The organism is Mucilaginibacter sp. BGA-UO-ETr-C110, assembly GCF_059567985.1.
Genome location: NZ_JCAQPB010000002.1, coordinates 3,043,065 through 3,061,042 on the forward strand (window position 1 = coordinate 3,043,065; position 17,978 = coordinate 3,061,042).

The following is a 17,978-nucleotide window of genomic DNA, read 5'->3' on the forward strand; positions in this document are numbered from 1 at the left end:
ATAAATATGAAGAAGTTACTATTTAATATAACCGACTATGAATACCTGGCCGAAAGAGTATTAGCTTCCGGCTTGTTTGAAAAAGGCGAACTGGAAGTAAGCCACTTTACCGATGGCGAACGCTATCAGCGCATCATCTGCAATGTCGAAGACCGCGATGTAGTACTACTCGGCGGTACCGTATCCGACCAGGCTACGCTGGAATTGTACGACCTCGCTTCATCACTAGTGAGCTATGGCGCTAACTCGCTAACGTTGGTTATACCCTACTTTGGCTACTCTACCATGGAACGTGCGGTATTAAGCGGAGAAATTGTGACTGCCAAAACACGGGCAAGGCTTTTATCCTGTATTCCCCGCTCTAACCGGGGTAACAAGGTTTTATTGTTCGATCTTCATTCCGAAGGTATTCAATACTATTTTGAACATGGGCTGTATCCTGTACACGTTTATTGCAAGGATATTGTGATAGCTGCTGCCCGCGAATATGGGGGCAATAATTTTGTAATGGCCAGCACCGATGCAGGCAGGGCCAAATGGGTAGAATCCTTAGCCAATGATATGGGTGTAAACGCGGCCTTTATTCTCAAACGCCGCCTTAAAGGTGACCATACGGAGGTAAGCGCCATCAACGCCGATGTGGCGGGCAAAACAGTAATTATTTACGACGATATGATCCGTTCGGGCGGTAGTATCATCAACGCCGCGCAAACCTATAAAAATGCCGGTGCGGGCGATATCTATGTGATCACCACACACGGACTTTTTGTAAATGATGGCATCAATAAATTAAAGAACTCCGGATTGATCAAAAAGCTCATCTGCACCGACTCGCATGTCAATACCCAATATATAGCGGATGATTTTACCGAGATACGAAGTTTGGCCGGGCTCATCAGCAGCAATCTTTAAAACTATATCTGTAATTATTTCAAGCCTTGCATGATGATCATTTTCACCATGCAAGGTCTCTAAATGATTACTTATCATTTTCTGGCGCTGAGGTTTTTCTCATCTTCTCCAGGTAAAACAAGCCGGCCAGCATGATCACCAATACCAATAGAGGTTCTAAAGATGCCGGTATGGAATAACCACTGTTCAATTTGGCAATAAAAGCCGAAATAAGGTTAATTACAAAACCAACATATATCCACTCTCTTACCCGTTGACTCACTTGTGGTATAAGCAGTAAAAAAACACCAATTATTTTGATCACAATAAGCTCTATTCTGAAATAGTTGGGAAAACCCAGATGTTTAAATTCTACTGCATTAATGCCTGCATAATAAGCGCTAAACAGCATAAAGAAGATAATACCGCCAGTTACGCTCCAATAAACTACTTTTTGTTTTTTCATCTTTTTAAGGTTATTGCTTGCTAATAGCCTATTTCTACCGTGGTTTTGATGATTGCCGGATTATTGATGTTGTGAATAATAAAATGCGCCACATCAGCACGCGAGATCTTAAGACAATCCTTTAGCCAATTATTAATAGCTGTACGATAATGTCCGGTAACAGGCTGGTCGGTAAGTTGAGGAGGTCTAATGATCGTCCATTTGGCATCGCTCGCCTTGATAATGGACTCCATCCGGCGCAGATCGGCGTACATATGTTTTAAGAGCTTCTGGATAACATATTTGGCGAGGAATTGAACAAAGCGGGGTATCACCGGGCTTATTTCAATAGCCGAGGCAGATATGAAGAATGCCCGTTTAACTCCTACAATTTCCATAGCCTGTAAAAGGTTCGCGTTCCCCTCCGAGTACAAAGTAGTAGGTTTATCACCAAACATCCCTCCCTTAACACCAATTGCTGATATAATAGCATCTTTACCTACCAGGTATTTTTCCAGTGTAGCGGGCTTGAGCAGATCGCCCTGAACTACTTCAAGATTTTGATGAATTAATGGCAGATTGGCCGGGTTACGCACCAGGGCGGTAACCCGATGACCTGCATTCAGAGCCAGCTCTACACACTGCCTGCCTATACCGCCATTCGCGCCAATGATCAGTAATTGATATGTTTGATTTTCCATTCAGATATTTATTAATACTTTGATGATCAGTTGAATTTAAATACACTCAAAAAAACGATCACGAAGAAAATGATCAGTTGCACCAGGTAAAACCGGCTGAGACGAGCCCTTATCACAAAGGCTTCGGCGGCCAGTGTGGTGCCTGAGCTTTCAATAACAGTTTTTAATTTAAGGGCCTGCCGTCTGCCGGCAAGTATACCATTGAGGATCAAAATAATCACTAGTCCAAATTTTATCCTAAACCATAACTGCTCGCCAAAAGCGCCATGGGTTATGGCCATCATGCCTATACCGGTTAGTACAAGCAAGGCCGCCCCAATGCCAATAAGCCTCGAAAATTTCGAAGTTGCCTCCATTAACCCGGCAGAACTAGGTTCGCCCCGATCAATTTGTTTCCAAAAGGTTTTAAATACTGAATAATCAACAATGGTGGTACCGGCCATAATCACCAGACCGGAAAGATGCAGAACAAGCAAAGTTTGAAGAAGGATCTGTAAGTTCATAAAAAATGAGATAAGCTTGAATAATTTGATTAGCAAACAAATACGATCAGTTGAATAGAGCCCTGGATTATAAATACTTCCTTTTGGTTGTATTTATAATCCAAATCTATACCTTTTGGTATCAACAATGATAAGATATTATGCCATTTTTATGTAAATTTGCTACCAAAAGGAAGTAATTTGAATAAGACAGTAGAACTGGTTAAGCTATGGGGAGCCTATGAGGAGCAAAACCCGAATGCTACATTAGATAATTTTTTCAGGTATCAACTATCCCTGATCCCAAAAACACCCGAAAAAGTCGATCAGCAGGAAAAACTGATACCCGATATCAACGGTCGCCTGATGATCCTGTTAAGGAGGGTCGCTAAATACCATATTATTTACTCCAATAAGGCCCTGGAAGGCACCGGGTTTGACCAGATAGAGGAATTTGGACTCCTGGTTACTATTTTTAACGAGGGAAACCCTATCAAGTCCGAAGCTATTTACAATAATATCATTGAGCTGTCAAGCGGTACCAATATGCTCAACCGGCTCAAAAAAAGGGGCCTGGTAAGCGAGTATGCCGATACAGGAGACAAACGTGTAAAAAGACTCCAGGTAACCGCAAAAGGCAAAGAAGCCCTCATGATCGCCAAAGATAAGGTGCAGCGAGTAGCCAGGATGATGTCATATGTTTTATCTGATGAAGACAAACAGTTATGCATCCAACTGCTTAGCCCTGTTAACAGCCGGTTTAACGGTATGTTCCAGAAACAAAAGAACAAGTCATTTGACGAAATATTCCGGGAGATGACCTCCTGATATTTCCGGTGCAGCATCGTAGTTTAATCCATATTGTTATTTTGTTTAACTTTATGGCAGTACCACTTAAACCTGAACACCTATGCCCGCCACCACTATTAATGAGGTTATAGACGCCTTACAAACCATTATTACCGAAAGCATTGCCAGCAACAACCGTGTAGGGTATTTTGCCGCTCTGTATTATAAGGTTACCGCCGCCGTTCGCGATGGTATTGTTAAAGGCCAGTTTGAAAATGGTCCCCGGATGGAAAAATTCGACGTTATTTTTGCCAACCGGTACCTGGATGCCTTAACCGCCTGGAAAAACAAGCAGCCCCTGAGTGACTCCTGGCGCGTGGCCTTTGAAACCGCCGAAAGATCATCACCCCTGGTATTACAGCAATTGCTGTTAGGCATGAATGCCCATATCAACCTCGATCTGGGTATCGCCGCCGTTGAAGTATCCAATGGCAATATGGATGGCGTACAAAAAGATTTTGATGCCATCAACACCATCATTTCGGCATTAACTTATGAGGTGATCAGCGAGATCAACCGGATATCGCCACTGTTTTCCTTACTGGGCCTACACTCCTCCAATTACTCTATCATCATTCAGTTTAGTATTGGCAATGCCCGCGATGGCGCCTGGTGCTTTGCAGAAGACCTGCTGACCAAACAGGATGCAGCCTATACCGATTGCATCAACGCCCGTGATAAAACCATTGCCCAATTGGCTGGTGGCCTGGCCCATGCCACCGGCCTGATGCGGATTACTCTTTGGCTCATTCATGTTTTTGAATGGAAAAGCCCTTCAAAAATTATCAAGGAACTGCATGATTATCAAAAGGAAAAAATAACCATCAACCCTATTGCAACAGCTCCGGCCGCGTAAACCATCTTGTTTTCATTGCAGCAATTCCGTAGTTTCATTTATCCAATTATAGTATTATTCAGATTAGTATACTGCTTTGTCGCAAAGCGCCCTTTAATTGTCGGATATGCCCATTTAGCAATTGAATGAGCGCCCGTACATTTGGATATAAAATTTACCGTTATGAAGAACACGATCAGTAATAAATTCACCCACATCCCATTAATCATTATGGCTATGATGACAGCCGGCAGCGCAACACAAGCCCAAACAACAGAACAAGGCAAATATGCCAACGTGAACGGCATCAAAATGTACTATGAAATTCATGGTACAGGTAAACCACTGGTATTGATACATGGTGGTGGTTCAACCCTCGCCACTTCTTTTGCCCGTATCATCCCCATATTGTCCAAAACCCACCAGGTAATTGCCGTTGAACTACAGGCTCACGGCCATACCGGCGACCGCGACGCACCCGAAACTTTTACGCAGGATGCTGATGACGTTGCCGAACTGTTACGCCAGCTTAATATCACCAAAACCGATGTTTTAGGTTTTAGCAATGGCGGCCAAACAACGCTTGAATTAGCCCTGAGACACCCCAAACTGGTAGACAAGCTCATCATCGCTTCGGCATTTTATAGCCGCGATGCCGTACCTGCAGGTTTCTGGGAAGGCTTTAAAAACCCCAAATACAGCGATATGCCACAGATTTACAAGGACGAGTACCTAAAAATAGGTGATCAGACAGGGCTCACGAACATGTTTAATAAAGACGTTCAGCGCATGAGCGTGTTTAAAGGCTGGACCAAAGAACAGATAGCCTCTATACAGGCTCCTACCCTGGTGGTCATTGGCGATCATGACCTGGCAACCCCGGAACATGCCGCCGAAATGTCGCGCTTATTACCTCACGGTCAGCTGGCTATATTGCCCGGTCACCATGGTGAGTACTTTGGCGAGGCCTTTTTCCCGAACGCCAGCAGCAGAAAGGTTGAAAGTTTTAGCCTAATCGTAGAGGATTTCCTGGCAAGCTCAATTAATCAGTAATCAGTATTGTAAAATTATAAGAACATGTCATTCCAAGCATACCTTACCACCATCAAAACCAAAACCGGCAAAGATGCCGCCGACTTCAGAAAACTGGCCGAAGAGAAAGGCTTCACCCAAAACGGCGAGCTGACCGCCACTACCAAAGCCGGCGATATTGTAAACTGGCTTAAAAGCGATTTTGAGCTCGGCCACGGTCATGCTATGGCTATCTACGCACTACTCAAAGGTATCAAGAACGAAAGCAGCCAGTAAAACGGCGATCATCATATATACATCCTACCACCATGCCCGTTTTTCCGCGGGCATTTTTTGCTGATGATAATACTTTTTAAACCCCCAATTTTAACACTTTCCTGGCCAAAAACAGGGTAAAAAAGGGTCAAAACTCGTTCAAAACCATCGATTTTAACACTTTTTAACAAATTTTAACGCGATTTTGAGTAGTTTTTAAAACTTTAAAAAGTATTAATTTACTGATTATCAAACAACTACATATAAAATAACTGATTTTGGGGCTCAATTTCCCTTAACCAAACAGCCCGGTTTTCTCTTTTTTGGAGAAAAAACCGGGCTGGTGCATGTATATAAAGATACCGAAAATTTGGGAGAATAGCAAGGAGTTTTCTCCAGGCTCCCCTCCCCGCGCGTCATTGCGAACGCAGTGTGGCAATCCCCTACTTACAGAGCGGACCTGCTTATTGGGGATTGCTTCGTTCCTCGCAATGACATGTTTTGATATTCTTTTCCCGTCAGCAGATAAGCTTCGGGTGAAAGCGGGCAGAACAATGATGGGCTGTGCGGCTGTAAGGGCATAGCAAGTTTTTGCTGAAGCGCATGATAAGTGCGAACGAAGTGGGGCAAAATAATTGCAGCCCGTGGTTCTGTCTGATTTGCAGGGCAAAGGCCTGGTGCGACAAAGAAGCATTTCTGATGACTTGATTTTTGGTTACTTTTCATCAAGGAAAAGTAACTGGCCCTCCCGCGGCCAAGAGCGGGTATACGCCATGCAAAGTGGCTCTGTATAGCATAGAGATTGCTTCGTGCCTCGCAATGACGTATTCTTTTACTGACCTCCTTTGGAGAGGGCTGGACTGACTCCCCCTTTTTTCCACATCCATTGTAGCAACCGCTTGGTTTATCTAACTTTCACCCCTCAAATTAATTTTGAGTGCCACCCTGTACATGAAAGTTATTATTGCCGAAAAACCATCCGTAGCCCGCGAAATTGCCAAAGTATTTGGCGCTACCACCAAAAAGGATGGTTATATGGAAGGCAAAGGATATACGTTTACCTGGGCTTTTGGTCACCTTTTACAGCTGGCGCCACCGCAGGAGTATGGCTTTTACGGCTGGAGCATTCAAAACCTGCCTATGCTGCCGCCCAAGTTTAAGCTCAGCATCCGCAAGGTAAAAACCAAGGATGGTATAGTGGATGATCCCTCCGTTAAAAAACAGCTGAACACCATCAAGGCCTTGTTTGACGAAGCTACCGAGATCATCGTAGCAACGGATGCCGGGCGCGAAGGTGAGCTCATCTTCCGGTACATCTATTATTATCTCAAATGCAAAAAGCCCTTTAAAAGGCTCTGGATCTCATCACAAACCGACGAAGCCATCAAAGAAGGTTTCCGTAACCTGAAACCGGGCTCCGATTATGATACGCTGTTCAATTCGGCGCATTGTCGGTCACAGTCGGATTGGCTGGTGGGTATGAACGCCACGCAGGCGCTCAGCATTTCGGCAGGTACCCGGTCGGTGCTTTCGCTGGGCAGGGTGCAAACCCCTACCCTGGCCATGATCTGCTCGCGTTACCTCGAAAACAAGAACTTTGTGCCGCAGCTGTATTACCAGGTCAGCATCCAGGTGGATAAGGACGGGCAGGTTTTCCGGGCCATCTCCACCGAAAGCTTTAAAACCACCGAAGAGGCACAAGCCATAATAGATAAGGTAGAGGACGTACCTTCGGGCTTCCCTAATGGCGGCCATATAGTAAGCGTAGAGGCCAAACCCCGCAAGGAACCGCCGCCGCTATTACATGATCTGAGCAGCTTACAACAGGAGGCCAACAAACGCAAAGGCTTTACGGCAGATCAAACCCTTGGTCTGCTGCAAACCCTGTATGAAGGCAAGCTGGTTACCTATCCGCGTACCGGCAGCCGCTATATTGGCGACGACGTATTTGCCACCGTACCGGGATTGATAGAAAAATTTAATGAGCACCCGGAGTTTGGCAAGCAAGCCGCCTTTTTAGCTACTGTAAAGCTCAATAAACGCAGCGTGAACGCTAAAAAAGTAACGGATCACCACGCGATACTCCCCACCGGCGAAAAACCCTATCAGCTATCCGGCGATCTGCAGGCCATTTACGACCTGGTAGCCGCACGGATGTTGGAGGCCTTTCATCAGGAATGTATTAAGGAGATCACCAAGATCACCGTACAATCGGGCTCCCTGTTTACCGCCAGTGGAACGGTGATCAGTTCGGCCGGCTGGCGTTCGGTATTAAATGATCCCGACGAGGAAAAGAAGGACGAAGAAAACGCGAGTCTGCCCAAGGTGCAGCAGGACGAGCGCCTGCCTATCCCAGAAAAGGCACTGCTCGAGAAACAAACCAAGCCCAAGCCACTCTACAACGAAGCCTCACTGCTAAAAGCGCTGGAAACCGCGGGCAAGGAAATTGAGGACGAAGAACTACGCTACGCCATGAAGGATAGCGGATTGGGCACACCCGCCACCCGTGCATCCATTATTGAAACATTGATTAAACGGGATTACATCATCCGCGAAAAAAAGAACCTGGTACCCACCCCAACCGGGCTCAGCGTATACACCGTAGTAAAAGATCAGAAAATAGCCCAGGCCGAGTTGACCGGTAACTGGGAAAAACGACTGGAAGAGATCCGTTCGGGTGCTTCTGTTGATGATTTTCAGCAAGAGATCAAAACCTATACCCGCAATATTACCCAGGAGTTGCTGCAAGCCGGCAAAAGCCTGATGGCTCAACGCAAGGAGGCCTCAGCCCAACCCGCTCCAAAGGAGAGTGCGTAGAAAATCTTACCGCCATGTTGTTATTTAACCTTGCGCTCGTTTGCAACGAGTGCTTATCGTGGAGCGGCGATTGCATCGCCCGGGCGTTTAAAACGCAAAACCATATTAAACGCTCGTTGCAAACGAGCTCAAGTAGGATTTTTAGTTCCCTCCCCACGGGAGGGGTGCGGTTGGTTGTGCGGTGGCAGGGAGGGGTTTATGCTGGTGACAGGATTATCAAGCGATGAAACCCCTTCCTCCCCTTCCCAAGGGAAGGAATCGCACATACCCCCGGCTTTTTTATTTTTCAATTCCATCCCCACGGAGGGGATGCGGCTGACCGTGAAATGGCAGGGAGAGGTTTATCCAAGCTACAGAATTACCAATCGATGAGACCACCTCCTTCGCTAAGGAAGGAATCACACACAATCCTGCTTTTAAAAACTGCAAGAATGCTCAAGACAACAAAACTCCCCCCCGATAACTAAAAACTTTATTAAAGAACCAATTACCCTTAATTTTAATTTTCTTTGTCTAACTGGTTTTGTATCATCCGCCGTGAGCTATATTGATCAATAATAAAACTCGTCCGTTATAAAGTAATCTAAAATGGTAACAACTAAACCAATTCGCATTAACAGTACCTTTAAAGATAAAAAATGGATTGGCGCTGTTTTTTTTACCATAGTTATTCTTTTACTTTTACCCAATCTCTTTACTCCTTTAAGGTTAAATACCGATGGCATTCGATATTTGAAAATCATGGAATACCTTGCCGGTAACCTCGACCAAAATAGCGATGCAGCGCATGATTTTTTCCCGCATGGTTACCCCCGTTTTTTGTTGGCACTAAGCAGGCTACAACTATTAAACCCATTAACCATCACTTTTATAAACATACTATCCATAGTATTGGCTTCTTATCTGCTGGTTGTTTTTTTAAAAATAAAAAACAGCTTATTTTTTATGGGGTTAACCATGATTTCGGCCATCAATGTAAAGCAATTTACATTACCTATAGCCGATCAGTTTTTCACTTTGCTTTTTTTAACAGGCATTTACCTGTGGACACTGTTTTTTAAAAGGCGGTGGTTATATGTAATTCCTGCGTTAGCAGTAACCATCATCAATTTATATTTACGCACCGCGGGTATAGCACTTATTGCTGGAGTATTATTGTATGTAGTTTATTTAAATAAGCACATATTCCTTAAGCACAAAAAATTACTACTTACAACTTTAGTGTGCCTTATAATTGGTTTTGCCGCCTTTATTTTTAAACTCCCGCAGATCGAAAAACGGGTTACCTACATTAGCCAGTTAAACCTCGGACTAATGATACATCAACCGGCCTCGATACCGGAACGACTTGCCATACATCTTAAAGAACTTGGTGAAATACTGATCAATATACCTTACAGTAAGTTATCAACAGTGATCTCTCCAACCATTACCGGCTATTTATTGATTGCGGCAGGCTTAATCATGTGTTTTATTCTTTGCAAGGTAGTTATCAAGCAACAATTATTTCATATGCCCATGTTTTGGATGTTTGCGGCCTACATGATCATGATTTTTTTATGGCCTTTTTATGATACACGCTTTTTAACTCCTTTGGTGCCATTATTGGTTTATTCGTTATTTTATTATTTCGGTACAATGCTTAAACCGGTATACATCAGATATACCTATGGATTTATATTTATGTCATTAGGAATCTTTGCTGTTTTGTACTCTGATGCGCTATCAATAAGCAACAACTTCTTTTTAAAACATTATGGCTTTGACCCTGCCTTAACCGAAAAATACCGGATACACTTTAGCAACCAGGAAAAAAACATATCCAACCTGCCGCGATATGATATCCATACAGATGAAGTTCTGTTTCTATTAGAAAAATATGATCGCAAGCCCTTGATCTCCAAAATCAGTATAAATTAAAAAACAAAAATTCAAGCCTTATAGCGGGAGTTATCCATATATGGCCAAATAAACGTTTGAAAGAACAAGGGTAATGAGCAGGAACGCATTAACTATTTTGCCCGGGGATGAAACCCCTTCCTCCCCTTCCCGAGGGAAGGAATCGCACACACCCTGGCTTTTAAAACTTGTTCAAACGTTCATTGTTGTCATGCCGAACGAGGCAAGACCATCTTACTTCATTTTAACAACAACTTTTCCTTTAGCCCTTCCGCTTTCAACATAAGCCATTGCATCTTTGATCGATTCAAATGGGAAAACTTTGTCCACAACCGGTATTATAGTACCAGAGTTTATAAGCGAAGTGATCTCTTTTAACTGCGCTCCATTTGCCTTCATAAATAGAAATGAAAAACCCACATGAAGCCGCTTTGCTTTCTTCCTTACTCCAAAGCTTAATAGGCGCATGATTAATTTCACGAACCAGGGGACTCCGATTTCTTCCGCAAAGTCCGGATCAGGCGGACCAGAGATCGAGATGAGTTTTCCACCCGGTTTTAGCACACGCAGCGATTTTTCGAGTGTCTTTGGGTCCTGACTATTCAAAACCAGATCGTAACCGTTAAGAATTTTCTCAAAGTCATCTTTTTTGTAGTCAATAACAACATCTGCACCAAGGCTTTTCACTAACTCTATATTGGCTGCACTGGTTGTTGTAGCCACGGTAGCACCCAGATACCTGGCCAGTTGGATGGCAAATGTGCCTACACCACCAGAACCAGCCTGGATGAAAACTTTTTCACCTTTCTTCAGGTTACCTTTTTCGATCAGTGCCTGCCAGGCGGTCAGGCCCACCAGTGGGATGGATGCGGCTTGTTCCATGCTCAGTTTTTTCGGTTTAATGGCCACATCAGCCTCCTTTATCGCAATGAAATCAGCAAAGGTTCCAATCCGGTGATCAGCGGGCCGTGCATAAACTTCGTCTCCAACTTTAAATTGCTGCACACGGGCACCGACCTTAGTCACAATACCCGCTACGTCATGGCCCAAAACGAATGGCGTCTTATACGGTAAAATGAGTTTGAACTCCCCGTTTCTGATTTTGGAATCAAGGAGATTAATACCGGCAGCGTGTACTTCTACCAGTACTTCGTCTGCCTGCGGTTCCGGAACAGGTATTTGCCCAATGCGGCCGCCATCCTTGCTTTTATATTTGTCTATAATGAATGCTTTCATTTTTCTATGGTTATAATGGTTTTACGAGGCTATTACTTTGTAACTTTTCTTAGGATTTGCCAAATCAAAAGTCATTTTCGGAAAAAGCCGGTTTAGTATATACACTACTTTGGTATCGCCTATACGGATAGTGAGCTGATCCTTTTGAAGGCCTGCAATAAAGGCTTTCACCATATCTGCCGTGGTCATTTTTTTGCCGTTCATATCAGTTGTCATTTCTGTGGCAACAAGCGGCGGTAAAAGTTCAAAAACCATTACGCTGCTGTTCAAAATTTGCAGGTGCTTTCTAAGCGATTTGGTGTAAAACTGCAATGCTACTTTAGAAGCTGAATAAGTGGCTTCCAGCAATGACGGAACATAACTGAGTAATGAAGTAGTGTTGATAATCGCGCTTTCTTTCCTCGATTTAAGCATATCGATAAAGAGATTATTAAGCCGGATCACCCCCAGGTAATTAACGTTCATTTCGTAAGCAGCGTCCTCAAAATGCTGACCGTTTGCTGTTCCAAGGTTGATCGGGTCAGTTAACACCCCTGCGTTATTATATAAAATATCTATACCGCCCAATTGCTGCACCTGGTTGAAAAGTTTTTGTGCATCACCGGCATCTGATACATCACTTTTAATGGCCGTAATTGCCGGATATAGCTTCCTGGCTTCATTTAATTTTTCCTGGTTTCTGCCGGTGATGATCACACTGGCGCCATTGGCTAAAAATTGTTTTGCTGCTTCCAGCCCGATACCTGATGCACCACCTGTGATCAATACCGTTTTTCCTTTTAATTGCATGATTTTAATTTCTTATTGTTAATTCTATTTTGAAGCGTTAATCGATTTCAGAATGGATTTCTCGAAAAACTTATAGGCGAAATGTTGAAGCAGTAGTACGATTGATGATCCTTTTCCGACGGGGTAACCAAACGTTGGATTTTTTTCCTTCACTGTCCGCAATAAAGTAGCGATAACCGGCGCAGGATCGGGTGCCTTATCAAATGCCATTTTGGTATACGCGATGACCTTTTGCCGGAACTGATCATAGTCTGCGATCGTTCCTTTTGCTACAGTTGCACTTTCGCCGATATTGGTTTTGAAACTGATCGGCTCAACCATAACCACCTTGATGTTAAACTGGTTCAATTCAAACCGAAGTGCCTTAAAATAGCCTTCGAGGGCATGTTTGGAAGCCGAATAGTAGGAAGTATTTGGAAGACTCACTAAACCCAGCAGGGAACCAAGCGTAATTATTTTTCCGTGCTTTTGCTTCCTGAAGTAGGGTAGCAACTCGTTAGTTAATTTGATCGTCCCCCAAAAGTTGGTCTCAAACTGCTGTTTGCCTAACGCAATAGGGGTTTCCTCGGCAAGTCCGTTTACTAAGAAACCCGCGTTATTGATCAGCACATCTAAAGTTTTGATCTGACTGAACAGTTGCTCTCCAAAAGATGCTATAGAATGGTCATCATTCAGGTCCAATGGCAGTAGCTTAAATGGTAATTTTGCCTGGTGTTTTTCCGGGTTCCGGCTTGTGCCGATTACCTGGTAGCCATTTTCGTGGAGCTTGCTGGCCACAAGCAGCCCGATGCCCGATGAGGCACCTGTGACTAATACTGTTTTTCCTTTTAATTCCATGATTTTTTTAGACTTTTTGGTATATTTTACAACACTTTTGTGTTTTTATTTACTTAATTAATATGATGTGTTTATGCTTTGTTCTTAGTTATGTTTATCAAAAAAAAGACTTTTTAGTATATTTTATATCAAAAAAATTATATCGCATAACTTTCTAACTCCGCTTTCAGGCTCCTGAGTAAACCAGCCATTGGCTTTGCAGTATTCATTGCCCTGCACATCACAACTGCACCTTCAACTGCAGACACCGCTTTGAACGCATAAACGGCCGGATCAAGCTGATCAGAAAATTCACCGCCGGCAATGCCTTGATTTAAAATATTAACAAACAATTCCTGTCCATGTCGAAGGACACCTCCTATTTTTTCCTTAATGGCCGGAAAGTTATCATCAGATTCCACAGCCATATTAAATACAGGGCAACCGCCCTTAAGGTAAGTATTCAAAGGATCTCTATAAAAATCGAGAAAGGCAAATACCTTAGCTTTGGCTGTTTTACCCTGGCTAATGGTCAGTAACATTTTCTCGCCATTATTATTCAGCATAAAATCAACAACCTGCAAGGCAAGGTCTTCCTTGCCTTCAAAATGACCGTAAAGGCATCCTTTAGTCAATTTTGTGGCAGCAAGCACGTCGTCTATATTAGCGCCAGATATCCCTTTTTGATTAAAAATAGGGGCCGCTGTTTCTATGATAAATTGCTTTGTTCTTTCGGCTTTAGTAAGCATATTAATAAATTTTACGATACAAAAATATACTAAAAAGTTTATTTTAAGATAAAATTTCAAACTTCTCATTGTTTATGACCCGAGGATGATATTCGGCATGTCCAATCCGAATCTCTTTCAGGAGCCCTTGAGAGAACAAAGTTTCCAGGCGATGAAACCCCTTCCTCCCCTTCCCGAGGGAAGGAATCGCACCAGGCCCTGGCTTTTTAAAAATCCAACGCAGATTCAGTCATTTTTTAGTTCCCTCCCCACGGGAGGGGTGCGGCTGACCGAGAAGTGGCAGGGAGGGGTTTATACAAGCGACAGGATTGCCAAGGGACGAAACCCCTTCTCCCCTTTCCGAGGGAAGGAATCGCGCCGCCCCATGCTTTTAAAATTATTCAGTACCTAGATGACAGCATTGCCTACTTCGGCGCTTTGATGAGTAAATACCCGCCTATAACACTAAACAAAATATTGGGTATCATCACGGCAACAAGAGGCGGCACGCCCCCGTTTACCGAGAAAACGATGGCGAACCGCTCGATGATCACATAGGTAAAACAGAGTATAATACCTATCCCTAAAGGCAAACCCACGCCTCCGCGTACCTTGCGTGACGACAGGGCCACACCCAGCACGGTTAACACATAAGCCGATAAGGGATAAACAAACCTGTGCAGTTTTTCATAGTATAATTTATTGAGTACCTCGGGCCGGCGCAGTTTTTCTGTGCTGATGTTTTTATTGAGATCATTTAATGACATGGCCGAGTATTCGTTATCATAAACAATAAAATCCGTTGGGCGCATGTCTAAAACGGTATCTTTTTTAGTCCCGCTGCGGATAAACTGTTCGCGAAGGCCATTGACATACTTTACGGTATAATCCTTTAATGACCATATCCGTTTTACCGAATCATAAGTTACCTGGCTGGCGATGAGCTTTTCGCGAAGGGTATCCTCATCAAACTTCTCCATAATAAATTGATAGCCGGTGTGCTTTCCCGGGTTATACTGATCCAGGTAAACATAGGTGTGTTTATCTATCTGCATGTGCACCTGGCTTTTGTTAGGGTCGTTATCCGTGATCCCGTTGGCATTCTCGAACCTGTTTTTCAGGTGATTGGTATAAGGGATGAGGTATACATTGGCAAAAAAAGATACGATGAATATAAGGGTGGCTGCTATAAAATATGGCCGCAGAAAACGGTTAAAACTAACCTTCCCACTCAGGATGGGCACTATTTCTGTTTGATTGGCTGTTTTCGCGGTAAAAAATATCACCGCCAGGAAGTTGATGAGCGGCGAAAGCAGGTTGAGATAATATGGGATAAACCCTGCATAATAGCCAAATACAATATCATGCAGTTTGGCGTGATGATCAGTAAAGTTTTCTAACTTTTGTGAGATATCAAACACCACCGATATCACCAGGAAAATGGCCATGGTGAATACAAACGTACCCAGGTATTTTTTGATGATGAACCGGTCGATAATCAACAGGTACCGGTGTATAAAAGCCCTCATCGGTTGATCATCATTTTTTAGCGTTTAATTTAGCTTAGCAACGCTAAATGCCTGGCATTTATTTTTGTATAGCCTATAATTAAACCGATCCTTATAAAACCGGACATCAACTGTATCAGAAGCGAACGCTTTTACAAGGCATTTAAAACACAAAAATCACATTATCAATTACTTAATAATATGGTATTTATTTAGCGGTAGAACACCGACCATACCGAAATTGTCTCTTAAATTAATAAGCCATGCTAAAAAACTACATTAAAACAGCCATCAGAAACCTTGGCAGACATAAAAGTAATGCCGTGATCAATATCGCGGGCCTTACAGTGGGTTTTGCCGCTTTCCTTTTAATATTCCTGGTGGTTCAGTACCAACAAAGCTTTGACGAGTTTCATACAAAAAAAGACAAGATATACCGGGTGGTACGGATCGGACGAAACCCTGTTAACCGCGAATACCGAACAGGCGTGCCTGTACCGGTAACATCAACTATACGTACAGAGTTACCGGAAGTTGCTAACGCAGCCGCCATTGTTAACACCGGCGACCTACAGGTGATTGTAACACCCAGGAATGAATCGGCACAGAAAAAATTCAAAGAGGCAAGCGGGTTCTTTTTCGCGGAACCCCAGTTTTTCCAAATATTTGATTTCCCCTTAGCCGAAGGTGATATAAAAACAGCGCTTGCAGAACCCAACACGATACTGCTTACCAAAGCCAGCGCTTCAAAATACTTTGGCAGCTGGCAAGGAATTATAGGCAAAACACTGAAAATGAGCGGAATAATTATAAAAGTAACAGGCATTCTTGAGAATCCACCTGCCAATACCGATTTCCCTATTAAAGGTGTATTATCCTATATTACTTTATTTAAGCCTGACAATAAAAACTGGGGAGGTATTAATGATGGTAATTATTGCTTTGTTCAATTGGCCCAAAACCACACCGTAAACCAGCTTAGCCGGGCGCTTAGCGGCTTTACCGACAGGCACATTAAACCCATAAACTCGGGCTACAATCTTTCGCCCCAGGCGCTGAATGAGTTGCATTATGATGAACGGTACGGAAATTTTACCGGTCGCACTTTTAGCAAGGATCTGATATTGGCGCTTAGCCTTATTGGCCTGTTCCTGCTTATTGTAGCCTGCGTAAACTTTATAAACCTTACCGTAGCCCAGGCTGTTAACCGTGCCCGCGAAGTAGGTGTAAGAAAAGTTCTGGGCGGCAGCCGCACACAATTGATATCACAGTTCCTGGGCGAAACCGGTATCACCAGTCTGCTGGCCATGCTCATTTCGCTCATTATTGTTGTTGTCGCTATCCCTGCCGTTAATAACCTGTTGGAGATCAATCTTACTGCATCAACCTTATATAGCCCCCGATTGGTTGTATTTTTGTTTGGTGCCCTATTACTGGTATCGTTCCTGTCTGGATTTTACCCGGCGCTGGTACTTTCGGGTTTTAAACCGGCAAGTGTTTTAAAAGGCGCCTCGGGTGCCGATCAAAAACAGGGGGTTATGTTCAGACGGGGGCTGGTTGTTTTTCAGTTTGTGATTGCGCAAACTCTCATCATCGGTACGCTGGTGGTGGCTTCGCAAATGGATTATTTCCGCACTGCAAACATGGGCTTCAGAAAAGACGCTGTTATTTACGCGAGCTTCCCTGGCGATAGCCTCAGCCGCACCAAGGTCGATTATCTTCGCGATCAGTTAGCCAAAATCCCGGGTGTTGAAAAAGTTGGCTTCAGTATGTTTTCACCGGTATCAGATGGCGGCGGCTGGGCTACCGACCTCAATAAGGAGGGCCATAAAGGTGTTAATCCGGATATGATCGTGAACATGAAAATAGCCGATCCGGGTTTCTTCGGCGTGTATAATTTACAGCTTGTGGCGGGCCGGATATACTTCGCAGCGGATACCATGCGCGAGTTTGTGGTAAATGAAACCGTAGTCAGAAAATTAGGCATCCAAAATCCCAAGGATGCTATTGGCATACCCATCAATGTAAGCGGAAGAACCTTACCTATAGTAGGTGTGGTGAAGGATTTTCATGCCAATTCGCTCCGCGACCCTATTGATCCGATTGTATTGAGTACCCAAAAAAACGGATATGGACTGGCCAATTTGAAAATAGATCTGAGTAAAGCAAAATCGATCACCACGGCAATGGAAAGCTTATGGAACAAGAATTTTCCGGAGTTTACGCTCGAGTATAAGTTCATGGATCAAACCATAGCCAACTACTATAAACAGGAAAACCAGCTTTCAGCTTTGTATACCATATTTTCGGGCATCGCCATTTTCATTTCCTGCCTGGGCTTGTACGGGTTGATATCGTTTATGGCCATACAACGCAAAAAGGAGATCGGTATACGCAAAGTATTGGGTGCACCTATAAAGGATATCGTGATCCTGTTATCCAAAGAGTTTACCATGCTGGTGATCATTGCGTTTTTGATTGCTTCGCCCCTGGCCTGGTATTTTATGCATCAATGGCTGCAAGGCTATAGTTATCACATCATTATAGGCGTCTGGTTTTTTGCGGCCACTATTTTGGCTTCGGTATGTATTGCCTGGTTAACCGTAGGCTACACGGCTATTAAGGCCGCGCTGGCCAACCCGGTAAATAGTTTAAGAACCGAATAAAAACAAGATCAGTAAAAGCAATTATTTTA

16 protein-coding genes are annotated in these 17,978 nt (G+C 43.6%); 8 read left to right on the plus strand and 8 right to left on the minus strand.

Annotated elements, in window-relative coordinates; genetic code table 11:
* The first annotated feature begins 6 nt into the window (after nucleotides 1-6).
* Nucleotides 7-912 carry a ribose-phosphate diphosphokinase gene (locus AC57BQ_RS13450; RefSeq protein ID WP_496406760.1) on the plus strand — a complete coding sequence of 302 codons (906 nt, stop codon included), beginning with the start codon at nucleotides 7-9 and terminating at the stop codon, nucleotides 910-912.
* Between the two features lie 67 nt (nucleotides 913-979).
* Here the strand turns inward: AC57BQ_RS13450 and AC57BQ_RS13455 are convergent, their stop codons facing one another.
* Genes AC57BQ_RS13455 through AC57BQ_RS13465 form a run of 3 tightly spaced genes read right to left on the minus strand, consistent with a single transcriptional unit; the run spans nucleotide 980 to nucleotide 2,540 of the window.
* A complete protein-coding gene (locus tag AC57BQ_RS13455; RefSeq protein WP_496406761.1) occupies nucleotides 980-1,357 on the minus strand; it encodes a DoxX family protein in 378 nt (125 codons plus the stop codon).
* 20 nt (nucleotides 1,358-1,377) lie between these two features.
* A complete protein-coding gene (locus AC57BQ_RS13460) occupies nucleotides 1,378-2,037 on the minus strand; it encodes an NAD(P)-dependent oxidoreductase (protein WP_496406762.1) in 660 nt (219 codons plus the stop codon).
* A gap of 26 nt (nucleotides 2,038-2,063) precedes the next feature.
* The gene (locus tag AC57BQ_RS13465) at nucleotides 2,064-2,540 is read right to left on the minus strand and encodes a hypothetical protein (protein ID WP_496406763.1); all 477 of its coding nucleotides are present in this window, start codon (nucleotides 2,538-2,540) and stop codon (nucleotides 2,064-2,066) included.
* A gap of 180 nt (nucleotides 2,541-2,720) precedes the next feature.
* Here AC57BQ_RS13465 and AC57BQ_RS13470 point away from each other — a divergent pair, with 180 nt between their 5' ends.
* From AC57BQ_RS13470 to AC57BQ_RS13495, 6 genes are all read left to right on the plus strand, one after another.
* Nucleotides 2,721-3,347 carry a MarR family winged helix-turn-helix transcriptional regulator gene (locus tag AC57BQ_RS13470; protein WP_496406764.1) on the plus strand — a complete coding sequence of 209 codons (627 nt, stop codon included), beginning with the start codon at nucleotides 2,721-2,723 and terminating at the stop codon, nucleotides 3,345-3,347.
* An 82-nt stretch (nucleotides 3,348-3,429) separates the two neighbouring features.
* Complete coding sequence (locus tag AC57BQ_RS13475) at nucleotides 3,430-4,224, plus strand: DUF5995 family protein (protein ID WP_496406765.1); 795 nt, start codon at nucleotides 3,430-3,432, stop codon at nucleotides 4,222-4,224.
* A gap of 162 nt (nucleotides 4,225-4,386) precedes the next feature.
* Nucleotides 4,387-5,256 (plus strand): alpha/beta fold hydrolase, encoded by an 870-nt coding sequence (locus AC57BQ_RS13480; protein ID WP_496406766.1) that lies wholly within the window; start codon nucleotides 4,387-4,389, stop codon nucleotides 5,254-5,256.
* A 24-nt stretch (nucleotides 5,257-5,280) separates the two neighbouring features.
* Nucleotides 5,281-5,511: a DUF4287 domain-containing protein gene (locus AC57BQ_RS13485; protein WP_496406767.1), complete on the plus strand. Its 231-nt coding sequence runs from the start codon at nucleotides 5,281-5,283 to the stop codon at nucleotides 5,509-5,511.
* A gap of 930 nt (nucleotides 5,512-6,441) precedes the next feature.
* The gene (locus AC57BQ_RS13490; RefSeq protein ID WP_496406768.1) at nucleotides 6,442-8,307 is read left to right on the plus strand and encodes a DNA topoisomerase 3; all 1,866 of its coding nucleotides are present in this window, start codon (nucleotides 6,442-6,444) and stop codon (nucleotides 8,305-8,307) included.
* A gap of 588 nt (nucleotides 8,308-8,895) precedes the next feature.
* Nucleotides 8,896-10,227 carry a hypothetical protein gene (locus AC57BQ_RS13495; protein WP_496406769.1) on the plus strand — a complete coding sequence of 444 codons (1,332 nt, stop codon included), beginning with the start codon at nucleotides 8,896-8,898 and terminating at the stop codon, nucleotides 10,225-10,227.
* A 213-nt stretch (nucleotides 10,228-10,440) separates the two neighbouring features.
* Here AC57BQ_RS13495 and AC57BQ_RS13500 read toward each other — a convergent pair whose 3' ends face one another.
* The 5 genes from AC57BQ_RS13500 to AC57BQ_RS13520 all read right to left on the minus strand — a co-directional run bounded on the left by AC57BQ_RS13500 (nucleotide 10,441) and on the right by AC57BQ_RS13520 (nucleotide 15,304).
* Nucleotides 10,441-11,442, minus strand: coding sequence for an NADP-dependent oxidoreductase (locus AC57BQ_RS13500; protein WP_496406770.1), 1,002 nt, complete (start codon nucleotides 11,440-11,442; stop codon nucleotides 10,441-10,443).
* 21 nt (nucleotides 11,443-11,463) lie between these two features.
* Complete coding sequence (locus tag AC57BQ_RS13505) at nucleotides 11,464-12,231, minus strand: SDR family oxidoreductase (RefSeq protein ID WP_496406771.1); 768 nt, start codon at nucleotides 12,229-12,231, stop codon at nucleotides 11,464-11,466.
* 24 nt (nucleotides 12,232-12,255) lie between these two features.
* Nucleotides 12,256-13,068: an SDR family NAD(P)-dependent oxidoreductase gene (locus AC57BQ_RS13510; protein WP_496406772.1), complete on the minus strand. Its 813-nt coding sequence runs from the start codon at nucleotides 13,066-13,068 to the stop codon at nucleotides 12,256-12,258.
* A 137-nt stretch (nucleotides 13,069-13,205) separates the two neighbouring features.
* Nucleotides 13,206-13,856: a TetR/AcrR family transcriptional regulator gene (locus AC57BQ_RS13515; protein ID WP_496406773.1), complete on the minus strand. Its 651-nt coding sequence runs from the start codon at nucleotides 13,854-13,856 to the stop codon at nucleotides 13,206-13,208.
* A gap of 344 nt (nucleotides 13,857-14,200) precedes the next feature.
* Nucleotides 14,201-15,304 (minus strand): LptF/LptG family permease, encoded by a 1,104-nt coding sequence (locus AC57BQ_RS13520; protein WP_496406774.1) that lies wholly within the window; start codon nucleotides 15,302-15,304, stop codon nucleotides 14,201-14,203.
* A gap of 242 nt (nucleotides 15,305-15,546) precedes the next feature.
* On the opposite strand from AC57BQ_RS13520, the gene AC57BQ_RS13525 reads away from it, so the two are divergent.
* Nucleotides 15,547-17,949, plus strand: coding sequence for an ABC transporter permease (locus AC57BQ_RS13525; protein WP_496406775.1), 2,403 nt, complete (start codon nucleotides 15,547-15,549; stop codon nucleotides 17,947-17,949).
* Nucleotides 17,950-17,978 lie beyond the last annotated feature (29 nt).

What these genes read in the sequence shown, in the direction of transcription:
- AC57BQ_RS13480 (WP_496406766.1), top strand. Translation starts at nt 4,387, where the DNA reads ATGAAGAACACGATCAGTAATAAATTCACCCACATCCCATTAATCATT.
- AC57BQ_RS13455 (WP_496406761.1), bottom strand. Translation starts at nt 1,357, where the DNA reads ATGAAAAAACAAAAAGTAGTTTATTGGAGCGTAACTGGCGGTATTATC.
- AC57BQ_RS13495 (WP_496406769.1), top strand. Translation starts at nt 8,896, where the DNA reads ATGGTAACAACTAAACCAATTCGCATTAACAGTACCTTTAAAGATAAA.
- AC57BQ_RS13510 (WP_496406772.1), bottom strand. Translation starts at nt 13,068, where the DNA reads ATGGAATTAAAAGGAAAAACAGTATTAGTCACAGGTGCCTCATCGGGC.
- AC57BQ_RS13460 (WP_496406762.1), bottom strand. Translation starts at nt 2,037, where the DNA reads ATGGAAAATCAAACATATCAATTACTGATCATTGGCGCGAATGGCGGT.
- AC57BQ_RS13500 (WP_496406770.1), bottom strand. Translation starts at nt 11,442, where the DNA reads ATGAAAGCATTCATTATAGACAAATATAAAAGCAAGGATGGCGGCCGC.
- AC57BQ_RS13450 (WP_496406760.1), top strand. Translation starts at nt 7, where the DNA reads ATGAAGAAGTTACTATTTAATATAACCGACTATGAATACCTGGCCGAA.
- AC57BQ_RS13465 (WP_496406763.1), bottom strand. Translation starts at nt 2,540, where the DNA reads ATGAACTTACAGATCCTTCTTCAAACTTTGCTTGTTCTGCATCTTTCC.
- AC57BQ_RS13505 (WP_496406771.1), bottom strand. Translation starts at nt 12,231, where the DNA reads ATGCAATTAAAAGGAAAAACGGTATTGATCACAGGTGGTGCATCAGGT.
- AC57BQ_RS13485 (WP_496406767.1), top strand. Translation starts at nt 5,281, where the DNA reads ATGTCATTCCAAGCATACCTTACCACCATCAAAACCAAAACCGGCAAA.
- AC57BQ_RS13525 (WP_496406775.1), top strand. Translation starts at nt 15,547, where the DNA reads ATGCTAAAAAACTACATTAAAACAGCCATCAGAAACCTTGGCAGACAT.
- AC57BQ_RS13475 (WP_496406765.1), top strand. Translation starts at nt 3,430, where the DNA reads ATGCCCGCCACCACTATTAATGAGGTTATAGACGCCTTACAAACCATT.
- AC57BQ_RS13490 (WP_496406768.1), top strand. Translation starts at nt 6,442, where the DNA reads ATGAAAGTTATTATTGCCGAAAAACCATCCGTAGCCCGCGAAATTGCC.
- AC57BQ_RS13520 (WP_496406774.1), bottom strand. Translation starts at nt 15,304, where the DNA reads ATGAGGGCTTTTATACACCGGTACCTGTTGATTATCGACCGGTTCATC.